The sequence below is a fragment of the Flavobacterium sp. KBS0721 genome, assembly GCF_002007065.3.
GTDB classification, from domain to species: domain Bacteria; phylum Bacteroidota; class Bacteroidia; order Flavobacteriales; family Flavobacteriaceae; genus Flavobacterium; species Flavobacterium piscis.
Genome location: NZ_CP042170.1, coordinates 297050 through 315816, shown reverse-complemented (window position 1 = coordinate 315816; position 18767 = coordinate 297050). Strand labels below are relative to the sequence as shown.

The following is an 18767-nucleotide window of genomic DNA, read 5'->3' as shown; positions in this document are numbered from 1 at the left end:
TTTAGATGATAATCGGGATACGTTTTTTGTTTCGAATAGCAACTCTCACTAAAACAAATCCACTTGTAATGATCATGGGCAAAACAATTAGAAAATGAGCTTTGTTGATCATAAAAATAGCATAAACTACTAAAAAAAGTAAGTGCAAAACTGCAGATCGATAGGTCCATCTTTTGTTTTTGATAACTGAAAAAAGAAGTAAAATCAATAATAATGGACTAAATAAAAGCACATTATAATTCATCGCCAATTCGTGGTGAAAGGAATAAAATCCCATAAAAACAAAAAAGGTTCCTATTAACGATAAAATTAAAAGATAGATTTTGTCAACGATTTTATTGTGAGCTAAAATAACAAAGGCAAGAATAAAAAGATAAGTATAGATGTTATTCCACCAGGAACCCGGAGTTTCTTTTTCAAAGCTTAACAATGTACTTGTTTTATTAACTAATGAATTGTTTTGATAAGTAGTTTTCTCTAGACTATTTTTCAATTCAAAAGGCAAAAAGATCTTCGTTCCCAATTGATCTACTTTGGTTCCAAAAATAATACTGGTTCCTAATTGATCATAAAAATGACCGTTGAAATAGGGAAATAAAATAGATCTATAGGTGATATCTGTATCTCCTTTTTTTATAATAACAGTACTGTTTAAACTTTTATTGATAATATCGACTACCATCGAAGTACAGTTTTTATCAATAAATTTATAAGTATAAAAACGATCTTCAGAAGCTAATGTCGTATTTAAATTATCAAAAAGCCTTTGTTTTGCATCCTGAGGAATAAGAAGTTCTTGCTCAAATACACTTCTTTTTTCATTATTATATTCTTCAATAAACTCCGAAAACGAATGTACAATTACGAAATATTGCAAATCTCCTTTTGCAAATTTTGCCACAAAGTTTGGAGTCCTAAAATCGAAAGCGCCATAATTATATACAACATCAATATTATTTCCGGGATCAGCAACTCGTATTGCGGTATGCCCAAAATAAGAATAAGTTTCATTGCCTAATCCGCAAGTGAGGACACTTATTTTAGCGTCTTTGGATAAAGGCAAATTTTGACTAAAACCAATAAAACTTAGTAATAATAATAAACTAAAAAGTGTTTTTTTGAAAATGACATTTTTCATGATTTAAAATTTTAAGAAGTTTATGGTTTGTAAATTTTATCTAAAGATACCTAAATCTACTTTTAATGAAAAAATATTTGAGTATAAAGCAGTACTTTGGTTTCCTAAATCAGTCAGCGCATAATCGACTTGAATACCTCTGTATTTAAAACCCAGACCAATATTAGGTTGAAAATTCAATTTTTCAGTATTGTCTAACTGTGTTACATTCTGAAAATTTCCTACTCCTGCACGTAAAAAAACAAGATTGGTATATCCAAATTCAAATCCAAGAGCAGGATCAATACTAACTATTTTAGATGAAATAATATCATTGGTTTGCTCAAAACGCATGTTCAGATTAGTTGCCACTAATATGCTATAATCATTATGAAAATCGAACGTTCTCGAAACTCCCAATTGTGCTTTTGGTAATGTAATTTCAGTACTTTCTGGTAATTCGTTATTTTCTCCCGGAATTGCATTGGCAATTTTGGCATATTCTTCTTCATCAATATTCCACACATTGTAAGTTGTTGTGATGTCCCGAAGCATCAACCCAAATTTCCAATTATTTCGTTCAAACTGTAATCCAACATCAAATCCAAATCCCCAGGAATTGGCAAATTTCCCGATAATTCTTCGAATAATTTTTGCATTTACACCGTATTGAAATCCGTCAACAGGCAATTTTCTGGCATACGAAAAACTAAAACCATAATCAGCAGTAGAAAACAAACGAATTCTGTTATAATCAATGTTTCCCTGATTATCGATCAATTGAGTGGTATCCATAATATCATCAACACCAAAACGAATCATAGAAATTCCCCACGCACTTCTGTCGTCAATTGGGCTTGCGTATCCTATATAATCGTATTGCGCAATATTAGCAAAATAATTGGCGTGCATTAATGAAATCTGATGATCTTCAAGATTGGTTAAACCAGCCGGATTCCAATAAACCGAGTTGACATCATTTGTAGAAGCCGTTACTGCACTTGACATTCCCAGAGCAGCTGCATCGACACCAATATTCATAAATTCATTCGAATATTTTCGAACGGTTTGCGCATACTGCAACGTACAACTCCAACATAATAAAAGCACAAAGATTTTCTTCAACGGATATTTTTTAGCAGATCTGAGTCTGTTTTAATTTTTACCAAAAATATAATATTTTACTCAGCAAATTTATTCCTTTTCATAAATATTGCGAAAGTCAGAATTTCAAATTAAAAACTCTTCAAAAAACGCATTCTACATACAGTTATTATGCTAAATTTGCCGTTCACTATTTATCAAAATTTATAAATCATGAATATCAAAAAGCACATTCCTAATTTAATTACATTAATCAATTTATTTTGTGGTTGCATAGCCGTTGTTTTTGTTTCACAAGGCGATTTTTTGATGGCTTTTTACATGGTTTGTTTAGGGATCTTTTTTGATTTTTTTGATGGTTTTTTTGCCAGATTATTTAAAGTTTCAAGTCCGCTTGGATTGCAGTTAGATTCTTTGGCAGATATGGTTACGAGCGGAGTTGTGCCAGGATATGTAATGTATTCTATGTTTGTAAAAAGCGCTAATCCTCATGAAGTAATTGGATCGGTTTTTATTCCTTTTTTAGGATTTATTGTAACCTTGGGTTCTTGCTACAGATTAGCGAATTTTAATATTGATACTCGTCAGACAGATTCTTTTATTGGTCTGCCAACACCTGCAAATGCGCTGTTTATTTTAAGTCTTCCCTTGGTTTTAGAATATTCAGATTCTTTGGCAGTATTCGAAATACTAAGTAATCACTGGGTTTTGTTAGCTATAACATTATGTAGTGCCTATATTTTGAATGCTGAAATCCCTTTATTTGCTTTAAAAATCAAGAAATTTACAGTCAAAGATAATGTACTTCAAATAGTATTTTTGTTGGTTTCTTTACTTTTAGTAGTAGTCCTGCAATACATGGCAATTCCTTTGATTATCATTTTTTACGTATTATTATCAGTTGTTAATAATATGTTTTTGAAAAAGTAGTTTCATCTCAATGGCAAGAAAAACCACTACCCGAAGAACTTCTTATTCGCGAAAAACGAAACCTCAGAAATCGGTTTTAGCAAGAGTAATTCGCTTTGTTATTTATTCTTTTTTTGTGTTACTTTTCTTTTTTGCAGTTTATCATTATCGTGATGGACTGGCGTATTATCTTGGCTTTAAATCAAATAAAGTGTTAGACGAAGATGCGGTTGATAAGCATTTGTCTGATGTTAGAAATATTAAAGTTCTTGAAAATCATAAAGGAAAAGTAATAGGTATTGATGTATCTGAGTTTCAGGGAAAAGTACAATGGGATGAAGTTGAGGTTTTAGAAGAAAAATATCCTGTACAATTTGTTTTTGTTCGCGCAACTGCGGGCAATGACAGAGTAGACAGGCAGTTTAAAAAAAATTGGGAAGGAGCAAAAGAACATAAAATCATACGTGGGGCTTATCATTATTATAGGCCAAATGAAAACTCAATCGAGCAGGCTAATCTTTTTATTAAAACCGTAAAATTACAAAAAGGGGATCTGCCGCCAGTTTTAGATATCGAAAGATTGCCTAAAAATCAACCTTTGGATAGTTTAAAGAAAGGATTAAAGCGTTGGTTGAATAAGGTAGAAGCGCATTATCAGGTGCGTCCTATAATTTATTCCGGAGAGCGCTATTATAGTGATTTTCTAAAAGAAGAATTTGGCGAATATTTATTTTGGATAGCCAATTACAATTTTTACAGAGAAAAAATCGAAGACGACTGGCTTTTTTGGCAATTTACCGAAAAAGCATCCTTGCCGGGAATCAAACATCGTGTTGATGTTAATATCTACAATGGTGATTTGCAGCAATTACAGTTTATAACTGTTGAGTAGTTTTCAGTCGCAGTCGCAGTTTTCAGTATTTACTGTGTAGTTGCTTTATCGTGATAAAAGTGCAAGAATAATTATTGAGAATACTGCCAGGACAACTAAGACAGAATAAGGATTAGCAAGATTTATTGTTGATCCAAGTTGCCATATTCTTTTTGGAGCGAATAATCTTTTGTCCTCAGGATTATAGTACAAGAATCCCAAATACCAGTTATTTGGGTCTTTGTGCCAATTATTGTATTCTTCCTGTGTTGGTTTTTCTGAATTCATTTTAAATTATTATTTTAAAACTGAAAACCGAGACTGAGACTAAATACTTTATTTAGAATTCAAGTTTCTTTTTACGAAGTTCGAAGTTTTGTCCAAGATAAACACGGCGAACCATTTCATCCTCAACTAATTCTTCCGGGATTCCGGCTTTCAAAATTCCACCTTCAAACATTAAGTAGGTTTTATCGGTAATCGCTAATGTTTCCTGAACGTTGTGATCGGTAATTAGAATTCCGATATTTTTATTTTTTAGCTGAGCTACAATTCTCTGAATGTCCTCTACCGCAACTGGGTCAACTCCCGCAAAAGGTTCATCGAGTAAAATAAATTTTGGGTCTGTTGCAAGAGCGCGTGCAATTTCGGTACGACGTCGTTCTCCTCCCGAAAGTAAATCACCTCGGTTGGTACGAATATGTTCTAAACTGAATTCTTCTATTAAACTTTCCATTTTGGCAATTTGCTCTTCCTTTGAAAGTTTAGTCAATTGTAAAACGCTTAGAATATTATCTTCAATACTTAATTTTCTAAATACAGAGGCTTCTTGTGCCAAATAACCAATTCCTTGTTGAGCGCGTTTGTACATCGGATAATCGGTAATATTCAAATCATCAAGATAAATATTACCCTGATTTGGTTTTACCAATCCAACAATCATGTAGAAAGAAGTTGTTTTTCCTGCACCATTTGGTCCTAGAAGTCCAACGATTTCTCCTTGGTTTACTTCAACAGAAATTCCTTTTACTACACTACGACCTTTATAGGTTTTGATTAAATTATCAGCTCTTAATTTCATTTTTAAAGTTTAATCGTTTAAACGTTAGAATCGTTTATTCGGTACAAATTAACGAATAAACGATTCAGCAAATAAACGTATTAACAATTATTTAGTTTCGGCTTCCTCTAAAGCTTCCCAAAATTCGTAAGCTCTTCTTAAATGAGGTACTACAATTGTTCCTCCAACCAGAGTTGCAATTCCCATTGCTTCCATCATTTCTTCTTTGGTAACCCCTTCTTTATGGCTGGTTTCTAAGTGATATTTTACACAATCATCACAGCGTAAAACTGTCGAAGCTACCAATCCTAAAAGCTCTTTTGTTTTTACATCAAGAGCTCCGGCTGCATATGCATTCGTGTCAAGGTTAAAAATTCGCTTTACAATTTTGTTATTATCAGCGAGTAATTTTTCGTTCATTTTAGAACGATAGTCGTTAAATTCTTGTACAATATCAGACATTTTCTTTCAATTTATTTTTATAAACAATCCTCGAAATAAGGATACTCACTTCGTAAATAATCAGCATTGGTATTGCTACAATAGTCTGGCTTACTACATCCGGAGGAGTTACAATTGCAGCTACAATTAAAATAATTACAACGGCATATTTCCAATATTTTCTTAAGAAATCAGGAGTTACTAATCCTAATTTAGTCAGGAAATATATAATGATTGGCAATTCAAAAAACAATCCGCTTGCGAGGATACTCGTTTTTACCATTCCCATATAAGAATCTAATGTAAATTGGTTTTTTACCACATCACTCACAGAGAATGTAGCGACGAAATTCACAGACATTGGAATTACAACAAAATACCCGAACAAGACTCCTAAAAAGAAAAGTAAAGAAGAAGTAAAAATGAATACTTTGGCATTTTTTCTTTCTTTTTCGTATAAAGCAGGGCTAATAAATTTCCAAAGTTCCCATAAAATAAAAGGGAAACTTAGTATGAAACCGGCTAAAAGACACATCCATACAAAAATATTTACCTGTCCTTCCATTTCAGTGTTTTGAATAATGAAATTCAGTTCGGTAATACAAATGCTATCGGCGAAACCAAGTGCATGAGATAGATCGCAAAACCACACATAGGTAAAAAATGTAGGTCTTATAGGGCCTAAAATGATCTGATCAAATAAATAATCACTTATGAAATAAGTAAAAAAAGCCATAATGCATATTGCAATTGTGCTTCTAACTAATAACCATCTAAGTTCTTCAAGATGGTCTAAAAATGACATCTCGCCAAGGTTCTTTTTTGCCATTATACGATTCCTTCTTTTAAAATGTCATGTAAATGTAATACTCCTTTGTACTCTCCGTTATCTGAAACGATAAGCTGCGTTATCGAAAAATCTTCTAAAATATTTAAGGCGTCAACCGCCATAGTTTCTGAAGATACTGTTTTAGGATTTTTTGACATTATATCTCTTGCGGTTAAGTCAGCTATAGTATCTACGTCATTTAGCATTCTTCGGATGTCTCCATCGGTAATAATTCCAATTATTTTATCATTTTCGATTACTGCTGTAACTCCCAATCGTTTTTCAGAGATCTCAAAAATAACTTTTTTAACCGAAGTATCCGGCGTTACCATTGGTTTTAACGAATGTTCAATCATGTCTTTTACGCGAAGCAATAATTTTTTACCTAAAGCTCCACCTGGGTGATATACAGCAAAATCTTCAGGTTTAAAATCGCGCATTTCCATCAAACAAACGGCAAGGGCATCACCCATAACAAGTTGTGCTGTAGTACTATTTGTTGGAGCTAAATTTATGGGACAAGCTTCCATCTCGACTGTTGTGTTCAAAACATAGTCAGAACCTTTTGCCAGAAATGAAGTTACGTTTCCTGTTATTGCAATTAAGGTATTGCCAAAGCGTTTTAATAACGGCACCAAAACTTTAATTTCAGGACTGTTTCCGCTTTTGGAAATGCAGATGATAATATCTTCGTTTTGGATCATTCCTAAATCACCATGAATGGCTTCTGAGGCATGTAAAAACATAGAAGGTGTTCCTGTAGAGTTAAAAGTCGCTACCATTTTTTGAGCAATGATGGCGCTTTTTCCGATGCCTGTAACGATCAATCGGCCTTTGGTTTCGTAAATACGTTGGACAGCTTCGTAAAAATTTTCGTCTAAAAAATCAATAAGCTTTGTAATTGCTTCACTTTCAGAGAGTATTGTTTTCTTGGCAATCGCCAATATATTTTCTTTTGTAATCAAAACAGGATATTTTAAATTTGTATGTATAAAAGAAAGTTGTATCTTTATGTGTTGCAAATTTATACAAAATATCCATTAATATAAAGAATGAATTCAAACGAAATTGAAATACACAAGGAATTAAAGAAGTATTTCGGCTTTAGCCAATTTAAGGGTTTGCAGGAGCAAGTCATTACGAGTATCTTAAACAAAAAGAATACATTCGTAATCATGCCTACTGGCGGTGGAAAGTCTCTTTGTTATCAATTACCCGCTTTAATTCAGGACGGAACAGCTATTGTTGTTTCTCCTTTAATTGCTTTGATGAAAAATCAGGTTGATGCCATTAGAAGTCTTTCTTCAGAAAACGGAATTGCACATGTCTTAAATTCCTCTCTTACTAAAACAGAAATCGCACAAGTAAAAAAAGATATTACTTCTGGATTAACCAAACTTTTGTATGTAGCGCCGGAATCTTTAACCAAAGAAGAATATGTAGCTTTTTTACAAAGCGTACCTATTTCGTTTGTAGCTATTGATGAAGCACACTGTATTTCAGAATGGGGGCATGATTTTAGGCCTGAATACCGAAACCTGAAAAATATAATCAAACAATTGGGGCAAGTACCTATAATTGGTCTTACCGCAACTGCAACTCCAAAAGTTCAGGAAGACATTCTTAAAAACCTGGACATGTCTGATGCCAATACTTTTAAAGCATCATTCAACAGGCCGAATTTATACTACGAAGTTCGGACAAAAACTAAAAATATAGAATCGGATATTATTCGGTTTATCAAACAACATAATGGCAAATCAGGAATTATTTACTGCTTAAGCCGTAAAAAAGTAGAGTCGATTGCCGAAGTTTTACAAGTAAACGGAATCAGTGCGGTTCCTTATCATGCAGGTTTAGATGCTAAAACACGAGCCAAACATCAGGATATGTTCTTGATGGAAGACGTAGATGTCGTTGTAGCAACAATTGCTTTCGGGATGGGAATTGACAAACCAGACGTTCGTTTTGTAATACATCACGATATTCCAAAATCGCTCGAAAGTTATTATCAGGAAACGGGTCGTGCCGGTCGTGATGGGGGAGAAGGACATTGTTTGGCTTATTACTCTTATAAAGATGTAGAAAAGCTGGAGAAATTCATGTCCGGTAAACCAGTTGCCGAACAAGAAATAGGTTTTGCTTTATTGCAGGAAGTGGTGGCTTACGCCGAAACCTCAATGTCACGCAGAAAATTCTTATTGCACTATTTTGGTGAAGAGTTTGATAGCGAAACCGGTGAAGGTGCAGATATGGATGACAACGTTCGTAATCCTAAAAGTAAAGTCGAAGCGAAAGATCAGGCTGTTAAATTGCTTGAAATTGTTCGTGATACTAAACACATTTATAAATCAAAAGAAATTGTCTTTACTTTAATAGGTAGGGTTAATGCTGTAATAAAAGCGCATAAAACCGATACGCAATCCTTTTTTGGTTCAGGATCAGATCATGACGAAAAATACTGGATGGCATTATTGAGACAAGTTCTTGTTGCAGGTTATTTATCTAAAGATATCGAAACTTACGGTGTGGTTAAAATCACAAAAGAAGGTTTGAACTTTATTAAAAATCCAGTATCCTTTATGATGTCTGAAGATCATGAATATAATGAATCTGAAGATGAAGCAATTGTAACCGCAGCAAAATCATCAGGAACTGCTGATGAAGTTTTAATGGGGATGTTGCGAGAACTGCGTAAAAAAGTAGCTAAAAAACTGGGAGTTCCTCCTTTTGTTGTTTTTCAGGATCCTTCTCTCGAGGATATGGCTCTAAAATACCCAATTACTTTAACTGAATTATATAATATTCACGGTGTTGGTGAAGGAAAAGCAAAGAAATATGGTAATGATTTTGTAACTCTGATTAATCGTTATGTAGAAGATAATGATATTATCCGTCCAGACGATTTAGTGGTAAAATCTACCGGAGTAAATTCAGCAAATAAATTGTACATTATTCAGAATATAGATCGAAAATTATCCCTAAATGATATTGCATCTGCAAAAGGACTTTCGATGGATGCTTTGATCAAAGAAATGGAGCAGATTGTTTACGCTGGTACAAAACTAAACATCAAATATTGGGTTGATGATATGCTGGATGACGATCAGCAAGAAGAAATTCACGATTACTTCATGGAATCAGAATCAGATAAAATCGAAGACGCTCTTAAAGAATTCGATGGCGATTATGATATTGATGAATTAAGGTTGATGCGAATTAAATTTATCAGCGAGGTTGCAAATTAAATTTAAATTCCAATTTTTTAAAACCCAAATTCTAAAAGAAATAAAACAAATAGTAAAATATAAATTCCAAATTTCAAGCGCAGCTGCAATTGGAATTTGGAATTTTTTATTGGAATTTATTCTTCAAATACTTCCCCCCGATGCGGTTTCAAAGCATCTCTTATCTGAATCATATTTTCATCGGTTACTACCATAAAAGCGGTAGCATGCAGATCGTTTACAATTTTAAAACCCGTAATATTTAGCGGAAGTTTTTCTATGGTGATATATTCTTTCAAATGAATTTCGTGATGTTCAGCTGTTTTTGCAGAAGCCGGACCACGAAAATCCCAAATTAGTTTTATTTTTCTAGACATTATTTTTTTACGTGCAAAGGTTGATAGGCACAAAGGTACAAAGTCTATTTTGAAAAAAAGGTACTGAGGTTCTGAGATGCTATCCCGATAGCTATCGGGACTGAGTTTTTTTCTGTAGAGCCACAGAGATTCTGTGTTGATTTCCTAATAAATATAAATTTTATTTTTAGCTGTCTTGGTTATTTATCTTTTATATTATTAAATTTGTAGCCTTAGTCAGCCATAGAGCTAGACTGTATAGCGTGTTTATGCATTTTTATGCTGGCACGCTATTTTTTTTTGATTCAAAATCTTTATCATATACTGCTTTATTTTTGTAGAGTCGCAAAGAAAATAAAAAACTTTGCGTCTTCGCGACTCTGCGAGATTAAAAAATAAAACTTAGTGCACTTCGCGGTTAATTATATAAAGTCATTTCAAAATAGTATTTTTGCATGTTCTTTTCATAAATAGAAAAGCTAATTGAATAAATAAGATACAATGCCAAGAGAACTTTTACTTCAGGTAACGCCGGAAATAGCTGCAAACGAATTGTTGCTAAAAGACTATTTGTCTAAACAAATAAAGGTTTCTCCTAAGGAAATTCAACATATTTCTATTTTAAAACGTTCTATTGATGCACGTCAAAAAGCGATAAAAATCAATTTGAAGGTTATTATTTATCTGCAAGGCGAAACTTTCCAGGAAACTAAAATAGCGCTACCAATATATAAGGATGTTTCTTCGGCTCAGGAAGTGATTGTCGTTGGCGCAGGTCCGGCAGGACTTTTTGCTGCTTTGCAATTAATAGAATTAGGCTTAAAGCCAATAGTTATCGAACGCGGAAAAAATGTTCGAGGACGTAGACGTGATCTAAAAGCAATAAATGTAGATCATTTGGTAAACGAAGATTCTAATTATTGTTTTGGAGAAGGCGGAGCAGGAACTTATTCTGATGGAAAATTATATACACGTTCTAAAAAACGTGGCGATGTAACCAAAATTTTAGAGCTTCTTGTGGCTTTTGGAGCTTCAGAAGATATTTTGATAGAAGCGCATCCGCATATCGGGACAAATAAATTGCCGAAAATTATAGAAGATATCCGAAATAAAATCATCGAATTTGGAGGTCAGGTTTTATTTGATACACGAGTAACTGATATTCTGGTAAAAAATAATGAAGTTGAAGGAATCGTTACTCAAAACGGAGACAAGATTCTGGCTAATAAATTGATCTTAGCAACTGGACATTCGGCGCGTGATATTTTTGAATTGTTAGACAAAAAGAAAATTTTTATCGAAGCAAAACCTTTTGCTTTAGGAGTTCGTGCAGAACATTCGCAAGAACTAATAGATAGTATTCAATATAGTTGCGATTATCGTGGCGAACATTTGCCTCCCGCACCTTATTCGATTGTAAAACAAGTAAACGGCCGAGGAATGTATTCGTTTTGTATGTGTCCTGGAGGTGTAATTGCACCTTGCGCTACAAGTCCGGGCGAAGTAGTTACAAACGGCTGGTCGCCATCTAAACGCGATCAGGTTACAGCAAATTCAGGAATTGTGATTGAGCTGAAATTGGAAGATTTTAAGCCTTTTGCAAAATTTGGTGCTTTGGCCGGAATGGAATTCCAAAAAAGTATCGAGCAAAAAGCTTGGCATTTGGCTGGGGAAACTCAAAAAGTTCCTGCGCAGCGAATGATCGATTTTACCCAAAATAAAGTTTCGGCAGATATTCCGAAAACGTCTTATGTTCCCGGAACGACCTCGGTAGAAATGGGGCAGGTTTTTCCGGGATTTTTATCTCAGATTTTACGCGAAGGATTTAAAGAATTCGGAAAATCGATGCGTGGTTATTTGACCAATGAAGCTATTTTGCATGCGCCGGAAAGCAGAACTTCATCACCTGTTCGTATTCCGAGAGATCCCATTACTTATGAGCATTTGCAAATAAAAGGCTTGTATCCGTGTGGAGAAGGAGCAGGATATGCGGGCGGAATTATATCAGCCGCTATTGATGGCGAAAAATGTGCTTTGATGATTGCTGAAACTTTAAAATAATATATCATATGAAAGACTTCTTTTCTAATTTATTTGGTCGAAATAACGATCCAAAATCAATTGTTTCTTTTGATGTTATGGATGCCATTTATTCTTATTTGTATAATGAGGATAATAAACTGGAATTTAAAATAAAAGGAATTCATGATACTGTTTTGGTGAATTTATATTCATTTCCCGGTTCATTTAATTATGAAGAAGCACAAAATGAAATTAAGAAAGCGGGTTTTAAAAACGCCTACGAAGTATTAAACGAAATTTATAAAAAGATCAATATCGGACCCGTTTCAGAAGAACAAATGCTTCAGGAATTAGAGTACGATTATATTCATATTCAGTTTTATACAGAACCAACTCCGGAAGCGAAAAAATACCTGAAACATGTTTTGCATAATTTCGTAATCTTTTTTTGCTGTACCAATAGTTTAGAAACTAATGATTTTAGAATGCTCTATAATAATAGTTTTTTTATGGATTACACAAAAGGAATATTAGAAACGGAATCTATTGATATAAAGGAGCCTAAAAATGATACACAGAAAATAGGATTTAAGGAGTTCGAAAGGGTTTTACAGGGAATTTGTGAATATTTAGAAATAGAATTGCCTGAAGATATCGAACTTCCTTCGCAAGAAAAGCTATTACCAGAAGAAGTTGAGGTTACACAGGAAACTTTTGAAGAGTTTATAAAATTGGTTTCAAGAGGAGATGTAGATGAAAAATTGGTTCAAAAACAATCAAAGAAACTTTTAAAGAATTTTAAAAAAGGTCATACAGAATATCATGATATCGTGAAAGGGCAATGGGATTTTTTCGAAAGTATCGATGCATGGAACAGCGACTGGAAATTTGATCCTGAAGATGCTGAATATTTTATCTCAGAAATGATAGGCGAAGATCTTAATTTCGACTATCCGGAAGAAACCTATAGTCATGATTTGTTTCCTTATATTCAATCGGCTTTAGAAAAAAGAGGTCTTGAATTAATGAGCTACGATACCCACGGAGATAATTATTTGTTTTTTGTGGCGAATAAAAATGACGTTCCCAGAATTTTACAATTGTCTGAATTGACTAAAATTGAAGTGGATAGTTTGTAAATATACCGACAGATTATAAGATCAAAAATATTTTCGCCACGAATTTCACGAATATACACTCATTAATTTGTGCTAATTCGTGAATTTAGTGGCGAAAAAAAATCTAATTATATCTTAGGAAATTTCATTTCGTTGAAAGTACTTTTTTGAGCCGCTAATTTTTCGACATCCTGCCATTTTCTAGGAGATTCTGCTGATAAATTTTCGTATGAATCTTTTGTGATGGCGATATCATCTTCGATACGAACGCCAATATTCCACCATTTTTTATCGCATTTGCTGTTTGCGGGAATATAAATTCCGGGTTCAACGGTGAGCACCATGTTTTCTTTTAGATTACCCATATAGTTTCCTTTGTCATGAACATCTAAACCAAGAAAATGCGAACAGCCGTGCGGATAATATATTCTGGCATCTTTAGGATCTGTAATAATGCCAAGTTTAATTAATCCTGACGCAATAACTTCTCTGGATCTTTCATTTAAATCCTGAATTGGCGTTCCTGGTTTGCAAATTTTAAAAACCTCTTCCTGCGATTCATATACCAATTGATAAATGGCTTTTTGTTCTTCGGTGAATTTTCCGTTTGCGGGAATTGTTCTGGTAACATCTGCAGAATAACCGTGATATTCAGAACCCACATCCATCAATAATAATTGGTTGTCGATTTTTGTAGCGTTATTTTCTCCGTAGTGCAGGATGCATCCGTTTGCGCCGGCACCTACAATTGGCGGATAACCTTCGCCTTCGGCACCGTAGTGTCTGTGAACGTAAGCGTGAATTCCGTCGGCTTCATTTTCGCTCATATCTGGTCCAACGGCTTTCATAACTTCGTTATGCGCAATGCAGGAAAGTTTTACAGTTTTACGCATTAACTCCATCTCTTCCAGAGTTTTTATTTCTCTAAGCGAATTGGTTATATTTGTAAATAAGTCATTTGATGCTGTATTTTGTTGTATAATCGCAGCTTTGGTTTTAAAGTTTTCCAATAAACCATACAGGTCAAATCCGCTTTTGTCATTGCCAATATCTGTGGGGATTTTATCGTAAATTATCTTGTCGAACTTTTTAAAATCGATTTTAAAATCTTTGAAATCTTTCCCGTTATAAACTGTGGTAAAACCTAGTTTAGATTTTGCGCCTTCGGTTCCTAATCGTCTTCCTGTCCACGTTTCTTTTGACGCATTTCTTTCTCTTACAAAAAGAACTTCATTGTATTTTTCTGTTCCCTGAGTTTCTTTAAAAATGAATAAAACAGCATCAGGTTCTTTATATCCTGACAAATAATATAAATCAGGATTTTGATGATAATTATAATTAATGTCTTTTGAGAATACTCTTTCAGGATAAGAAAAAACAACAGCTACAGAATTTGAGGGCATTAGATTTCTAAATGCTTCCCTACGGCCTTTATGAAATTCTTTCGAAAGATAATCTGTTGGTAAATTCTCCCGAGATTGAATTTGAGAAATTGTAATGAATAAGGCAAAGAATAAAAATAATTGCTTCATTTTGTGGTTTTTAATTGGTTTGTGGTTGCAAATTACAAAAAATATGAATTGCTATTGGAGAAAAAAGTTTGCCACGAATTTTACTAATCTCCACGAATTTTTTTCTTTAGAATGTTTAATTCTAATTCGTAATAATTCGTGAAACTCGTGGCAAAAAAAAATAAAAAAACCGTTCATTTTCATGAACGGCAACTATTATTAACCAATATAAAAGTCTGTTATTTCTTTTTTAATTTGTCTTTAAAAACTTTTTCAAATTTTTCTATTTTAGGCTGAATTACCATTTTGCAATACGGTTGATTCTTGTTGTTTGCATAATAATTTTGGTGATAATCTTCGGCTTTGTAGAAAACTTTAAAAGGTTCAACTTTTGTCACGATCGGACTATTGTAAACCTTTGCTTTATTAAGCTCGGCAATAATGCTTTGGGCTGCTTTTTTCTGTTCTTCAGTTTTATAAAAAATTACAGAGCGATATTGAGTCCCGACATCTGCACCCTGACGATTTAATGTCGTTGGATCGTGAACCGTAAAGAAAACCTGAAAAATTTCATTTATGTCTGTTTTCGTTTTATCATACGTTACCTGCACAACTTCAGCATGACCTGTTGTTCCTGTGCAGACATCTTCATAAGTAGGGTTGGCTACTTTACCTCCGGAGAAACCGGAAACTACAGATTTTACTCCGTCTAAATTTTCGTAAACGGCTTCAACACACCAATAACAGCCTCCGCCAAGTGTTATCGTTTCAAGGTTTGAAGCACTTTTCGCTTTCGTATTTTGTGCAAACCCGTTCAGGGATAATGCAAAAATGGCAATCAGAAATATATTTTTCATTGTTGTTTTATTTAGAATCAGGAACAAAGTCAAGTGCGATCGAATTCATGCAATAACGTTTTCCGGTTGGTTCCGGTCCGTCATCAAATAAATGACCTAAATGACCGCCGCAACGTCCGCATAGCGCTTCGATTCTTTCCATTCCCAAAGAGTTATCATTTTTATATACTACACTTTTTTTATTGTCTTGTTCAAAAAAGCTTGGCCATCCGCAGTTGCTGGCAAATTTTGCTCCGGAACGAAAAAGTAAGTTGCCGCAAGAAGCGCAATAGTATGTTCCTTTTTCATCTGTATTCCAGTACTTTCCGGTAAAAGGTCGTTCGGTATCTGCATTTCGCATTACGTCATAAACATCTTCGGGTAATACTTTTTTCCACTCAGCATTACTCACATTGAGTTTGGTTGTATCTGTATTCGAATAATATGGATTTCCTGTTTTGCTGATTTTGTTTTCCATGACTACTGTTTTGGTGTTTGTTTTTTTTGCGCTTTGTCCGCATGCCTGTAAAATAAAAAGCGGAATTAAAAAGCAAAGACTGAAGATTTGGGTTTTTGTTTTCATTGTTTTTGAGTGCTTTAATTCTGTGGTCTCAAAGATACAACTAGATTTCGCGTTGAAATCCTGTGGATTGTACAATTGAGATTTTTTTAAGTATGTTTTAACTTTTATTATGTACGTAAAACATTCAGTTTTAGTTTTTACAGCTTGTTTTTAAAGGATTTTTTAGCTTGAATGATCTGTATTTTGTTGTTAATCAGTTTTTTGTAAAATGCAATGCTCGTTAAACTTTTCACAATCTCTGCTAGAATTTTCAAGCCATTTCTTTTTTCGTATTTTTGTTTGATCAATAAGCCTTATGACAGAAGAAAACGTAATATTAGTAAATCAAAACGATGAGCAGATTGGTTTAATGCCAAAATTAGAAGCACATGAAAAAGCAGTATTGCATCGCGCTTTTTCGGTTTTTATTCTAAATAATAAAAACGAAATTATGCTGCAGCAACGCGCTCATCAAAAATACCACTCGCCTTTACTCTGGACCAATACATGTTGCAGCCATCAGCGTGAAGGTGAAACGAATGTTGAAGCCGGAAGCAGAAGATTGTTTGAGGAAATGGGTTTTAAAGCCGATTTGAAAGAACTCTTTCATTTTATTTATAAAGCTCCTTTTGATAATGGTTTAACTGAGCATGAACTCGATCATGTTATGATTGGTTATTATAATGATGATCCGGCCATCAATCCTGAAGAAGTCGAAGACTGGAAATGGATGAAGATAGAAGATGTAAAAGCTGATATTGAGAAACAACCTGAAATTTATACCGTTTGGTTTAAAATAATATTTGATGAATTTGATCATTATTTAGAAGATCATAAGCTTTAACCCAGACTAACCAACCACCAAAATGAAAGTAACCATATCAAGAAAAGCGCATTTTAATGCTGCACATCGATTGCACAGAAAAGATTGGACATTTGAAAAAAACAATGCTGTTTTTGGAAAATGTAATAATCCCAATTTTCATGGTCATAATTATGGTTTAACAGTAAGTGTTACAGGAAAAATTGACCCGGAAACTGGTTTTGTTTTAGATGTGAAAGTATTAGCGGATATTATACTTGAAGAAGTAGAGATTCCGTTTGATCACAAAAACCTGAATCTGGATGTTCCGGAATTTCAGGATTTGAATCCAACTGCAGAAAATATTGCTGTTGTGATATGGAATAAAATTAGAAAAAGAATTCAACCCGATTTTGACCTAGAAATCGTTTTGAATGAAACGGATCGTAATTTTGTAACTTATAAAGGAGAATAATAAATGTCACTAAAAATAGGAGATATAGTTCCGAATTTTACTGCAAAAGATAGTCATGGAGAAGTTTTTGAAAGCCAAAGTGTTTTGGGTCGAAAGCCTATAGTGATTTATTTTTACCCAAAAGATAATACGCCAGGATGTACTACTGAAGCTTGTAGCTTTAGAGATCAATATGAAGATTTTAAGGATCTTGGTGCTGAAGTTATTGGTATAAGCAGCGATAGTGTAAAATCACATCACAAATTTGCCAACAAACATCAGTTGCCTTTTATACTCTTATCTGATCAGGATAAAAAATTGCGACACCTTTTTGGGGTTCGCGATAACTTATTTGGTCTTTTGCCAGGAAGAGTAACGTATGTGATTGACAGAAACGGTGTTGTTATTTTGATTTTTGATAGTATGAATGCCGGAAAACACATCCCGAAAGCACTTGAAACTGTCAAAGAATTAGTATTGTAGAAAAAAATATCAGATCGGAATTATATTAATAAAGATATTAGCCTTAAGAAAACATGAGTATAAAATCATACCCTTTACAATTTGACCCTATTCTTAAAGATAGAATTTGGGGAGGAGAGAAGTTAAAAACAATTTTAAATAAACCAATTACTTCTAAAATAACCGGCGAAAGTTGGGAGTTATCAACCGTAGAAGGTGATGTAAGTGTTGTTTCTAATGGAGTTTTGAAAGGAAAATCATTGATGCAGCTTATTGATGAAATGCCTAATGAAATTCTGGGAACAAAAGTGTACAATCAATTCGGAAAACAATTTCCGTTGCTTTTTAAATATTTAGATGCACGTGAAGATCTTTCGATACAAGTACATCCAAACGATGCATTAGCAAAAGAACGTCATAACTCTTTTGGTAAAACCGAAATGTGGTATGTAACGCAAGCTGATGCCGATGCGAGAATTATTGTTGGTTTTAAAGAAAATTCCAGCAAAGAGGAATACTTAAAACATTTAGAGGATAAAACGCTGGTTTCGATTTTAGATACCGTAAAAGCAAAATCCGGCGACGTTTTCTTTTTAGAAACCGGAACCGTTCATGCTATTGGTGCAGGATTGGTAGTAGCTGAAATTCAGCAGACATCTGATATTACATACCGCTTATACGATTTTGATCGAAAAGATGCTCAGGGAAATACAAGAGAACTTCATGTAGATTTAGCTCTTGATGCTATCAACTATAATAAGGTAGAAACGCAGAAGAAATATGAGACAAAAGTAAATACTTCGAATACTGTGGTAGATTGCCCTTATTTTACCACGAATTTTATTCCTTTAGAAAATAAAGTTGAGGTGGCTAAATCAGGAGAAACTTTTACGGTTTATATGTGTATCGAAGGGAGTTTTGAAATTGAATATGAAGGTTTCAAACAATCGTATATAAAAGGAGATACGGTTTTGGTGCCGGCTGAGATAAATGCATTTATTTTGAGTGGAAAAGCTTCTATTTTAGAAATTTACATTTCATAGCACTTAATAGAAAGATTATGTGTACTTTTGCAGTCGCAAATTA

The 18767-nt window shown here is 33.8% G+C and carries 20 protein-coding genes; 9 read left to right on the top strand and 11 right to left on the bottom strand.

Annotation, left to right across the window (positions count from 1 at the left end; translation table 11 throughout):
• Window position 1: 1 nt before the first annotated feature.
• Window positions 2-1138, bottom strand: coding sequence for a DUF4105 domain-containing protein (locus tag B0M43_RS01515; protein WP_078005929.1), 1137 nt, complete (start codon window positions 1136-1138; stop codon window positions 2-4).
• Window positions 1139-1174: 36 nt separating this feature from the next.
• Window positions 1175-2158: a PorV/PorQ family protein gene (locus tag B0M43_RS01510; protein WP_078006174.1), complete on the bottom strand. Its 984-nt coding sequence runs from the start codon at window positions 2156-2158 to the stop codon at window positions 1175-1177.
• Window positions 2159-2434: 276 nt separating this feature from the next.
• Here B0M43_RS01510 and B0M43_RS01505 point away from each other — a divergent pair, with 276 nt between their 5' ends.
• Together B0M43_RS01505 and B0M43_RS01500 are read left to right on the top strand one after the other, a co-directional pair.
• Window positions 2435-3151, top strand: coding sequence for a phosphatidylcholine/phosphatidylserine synthase (locus tag B0M43_RS01505; RefSeq protein ID WP_065450927.1), 717 nt, complete (start codon window positions 2435-2437; stop codon window positions 3149-3151).
• A gap of 10 nt (window positions 3152-3161) precedes the next feature.
• Complete coding sequence (locus B0M43_RS01500; protein WP_065450928.1) at window positions 3162-4022, top strand: glycoside hydrolase family 25 protein; 861 nt, start codon at window positions 3162-3164, stop codon at window positions 4020-4022.
• A 45-nt stretch (window positions 4023-4067) separates the two neighbouring features.
• Here B0M43_RS01500 and B0M43_RS01495 read toward each other — a convergent pair whose 3' ends face one another.
• The 5 genes from B0M43_RS01495 to B0M43_RS01475 all read right to left on the bottom strand — a co-directional run bounded on the left by B0M43_RS01495 (window position 4068) and on the right by B0M43_RS01475 (window position 7296).
• Window positions 4068-4289: a DUF5808 domain-containing protein gene (locus B0M43_RS01495; RefSeq protein WP_078005928.1), complete on the bottom strand. Its 222-nt coding sequence runs from the start codon at window positions 4287-4289 to the stop codon at window positions 4068-4070.
• A gap of 52 nt (window positions 4290-4341) precedes the next feature.
• Window positions 4342-5082 carry an LPS export ABC transporter ATP-binding protein gene (gene lptB / locus B0M43_RS01490; protein WP_026982881.1) on the bottom strand — a complete coding sequence of 247 codons (741 nt, stop codon included), beginning with the start codon at window positions 5080-5082 and terminating at the stop codon, window positions 4342-4344.
• An 87-nt stretch (window positions 5083-5169) separates the two neighbouring features.
• Window positions 5170-5523, bottom strand: a complete 354-nt coding sequence (locus B0M43_RS01485) for a carboxymuconolactone decarboxylase family protein (protein WP_078005927.1) — start codon at window positions 5521-5523, stop codon at window positions 5170-5172.
• Window positions 5516-6331: a twin-arginine translocase subunit TatC gene (gene tatC / locus B0M43_RS01480; RefSeq protein ID WP_078005926.1), complete on the bottom strand. Its 816-nt coding sequence runs from the start codon at window positions 6329-6331 to the stop codon at window positions 5516-5518. Before tatC ends, B0M43_RS01485 begins: the two co-directional genes overlap by 8 nt.
• Window positions 6331-7296 (bottom strand): SIS domain-containing protein, encoded by a 966-nt coding sequence (locus tag B0M43_RS01475; protein WP_078006173.1) that lies wholly within the window; start codon window positions 7294-7296, stop codon window positions 6331-6333. The genes tatC and B0M43_RS01475 overlap by 1 nt, the downstream gene beginning before the upstream one ends.
• An 87-nt stretch (window positions 7297-7383) precedes the next feature.
• Here B0M43_RS01475 and recQ point away from each other — a divergent pair, with 87 nt between their 5' ends.
• Entirely contained in the window at window positions 7384-9579 is a 2196-nt protein-coding gene (recQ, locus tag B0M43_RS01470) for a DNA helicase RecQ (protein WP_065450932.1), read from the top strand.
• A gap of 116 nt (window positions 9580-9695) precedes the next feature.
• Here recQ and B0M43_RS01465 read toward each other — a convergent pair whose 3' ends face one another.
• Window positions 9696-9935 (bottom strand): hypothetical protein, encoded by a 240-nt coding sequence (locus B0M43_RS01465; protein ID WP_078005925.1) that lies wholly within the window; start codon window positions 9933-9935, stop codon window positions 9696-9698.
• A 480-nt stretch (window positions 9936-10415) separates the two neighbouring features.
• Here B0M43_RS01465 and B0M43_RS01460 point away from each other — a divergent pair, with 480 nt between their 5' ends.
• Complete coding sequence (locus tag B0M43_RS01460; protein ID WP_078005924.1) at window positions 10416-11975, top strand: NAD(P)/FAD-dependent oxidoreductase; 1560 nt, start codon at window positions 10416-10418, stop codon at window positions 11973-11975.
• Between the two features lie 8 nt (window positions 11976-11983).
• Window positions 11984-13075 carry a hypothetical protein gene (locus B0M43_RS01455; RefSeq protein ID WP_078005923.1) on the top strand — a complete coding sequence of 364 codons (1092 nt, stop codon included), beginning with the start codon at window positions 11984-11986 and terminating at the stop codon, window positions 13073-13075.
• 107 nt (window positions 13076-13182) lie between these two features.
• On the opposite strand, the gene B0M43_RS01450 is transcribed toward B0M43_RS01455, so the two are convergent.
• From B0M43_RS01450 to msrB, 3 genes are all read right to left on the bottom strand, one after another.
• Window positions 13183-14586: an aminopeptidase P N-terminal domain-containing protein gene (locus tag B0M43_RS01450; RefSeq protein ID WP_078005922.1), complete on the bottom strand. Its 1404-nt coding sequence runs from the start codon at window positions 14584-14586 to the stop codon at window positions 13183-13185.
• A gap of 218 nt (window positions 14587-14804) precedes the next feature.
• Window positions 14805-15422, bottom strand: a complete 618-nt coding sequence (gene msrA / locus B0M43_RS01445) for a peptide-methionine (S)-S-oxide reductase MsrA (protein WP_078005921.1) — start codon at window positions 15420-15422, stop codon at window positions 14805-14807.
• Between the two features lie 7 nt (window positions 15423-15429).
• Window positions 15430-15984 (bottom strand): peptide-methionine (R)-S-oxide reductase MsrB, encoded by a 555-nt coding sequence (gene msrB, locus B0M43_RS01440; RefSeq protein ID WP_078005920.1) that lies wholly within the window; start codon window positions 15982-15984, stop codon window positions 15430-15432.
• Window positions 15985-16279: 295 nt separating this feature from the next.
• On the opposite strand from msrB, the gene idi reads away from it, so the two are divergent.
• From idi to B0M43_RS01420, 4 genes are read left to right on the top strand one after another with little or no spacing between them, the layout of a single operon-like run.
• Entirely contained in the window at window positions 16280-16807 is a 528-nt protein-coding gene (gene idi, locus B0M43_RS01435; protein WP_065450938.1) for an isopentenyl-diphosphate Delta-isomerase, read from the top strand.
• A 22-nt stretch (window positions 16808-16829) separates the two neighbouring features.
• Window positions 16830-17240 (top strand): 6-carboxytetrahydropterin synthase, encoded by a 411-nt coding sequence (locus B0M43_RS01430; RefSeq protein ID WP_065450939.1) that lies wholly within the window; start codon window positions 16830-16832, stop codon window positions 17238-17240.
• Window positions 17241-17243: 3 nt separating this feature from the next.
• Entirely contained in the window at window positions 17244-17702 is a 459-nt protein-coding gene (locus tag B0M43_RS01425; protein ID WP_065450940.1) for a peroxiredoxin, read from the top strand.
• A gap of 53 nt (window positions 17703-17755) precedes the next feature.
• Window positions 17756-18724 (top strand): type I phosphomannose isomerase catalytic subunit, encoded by a 969-nt coding sequence (locus tag B0M43_RS01420; protein WP_078005919.1) that lies wholly within the window; start codon window positions 17756-17758, stop codon window positions 18722-18724.
• Window positions 18725-18767: the final 43 nt, after the last annotated feature.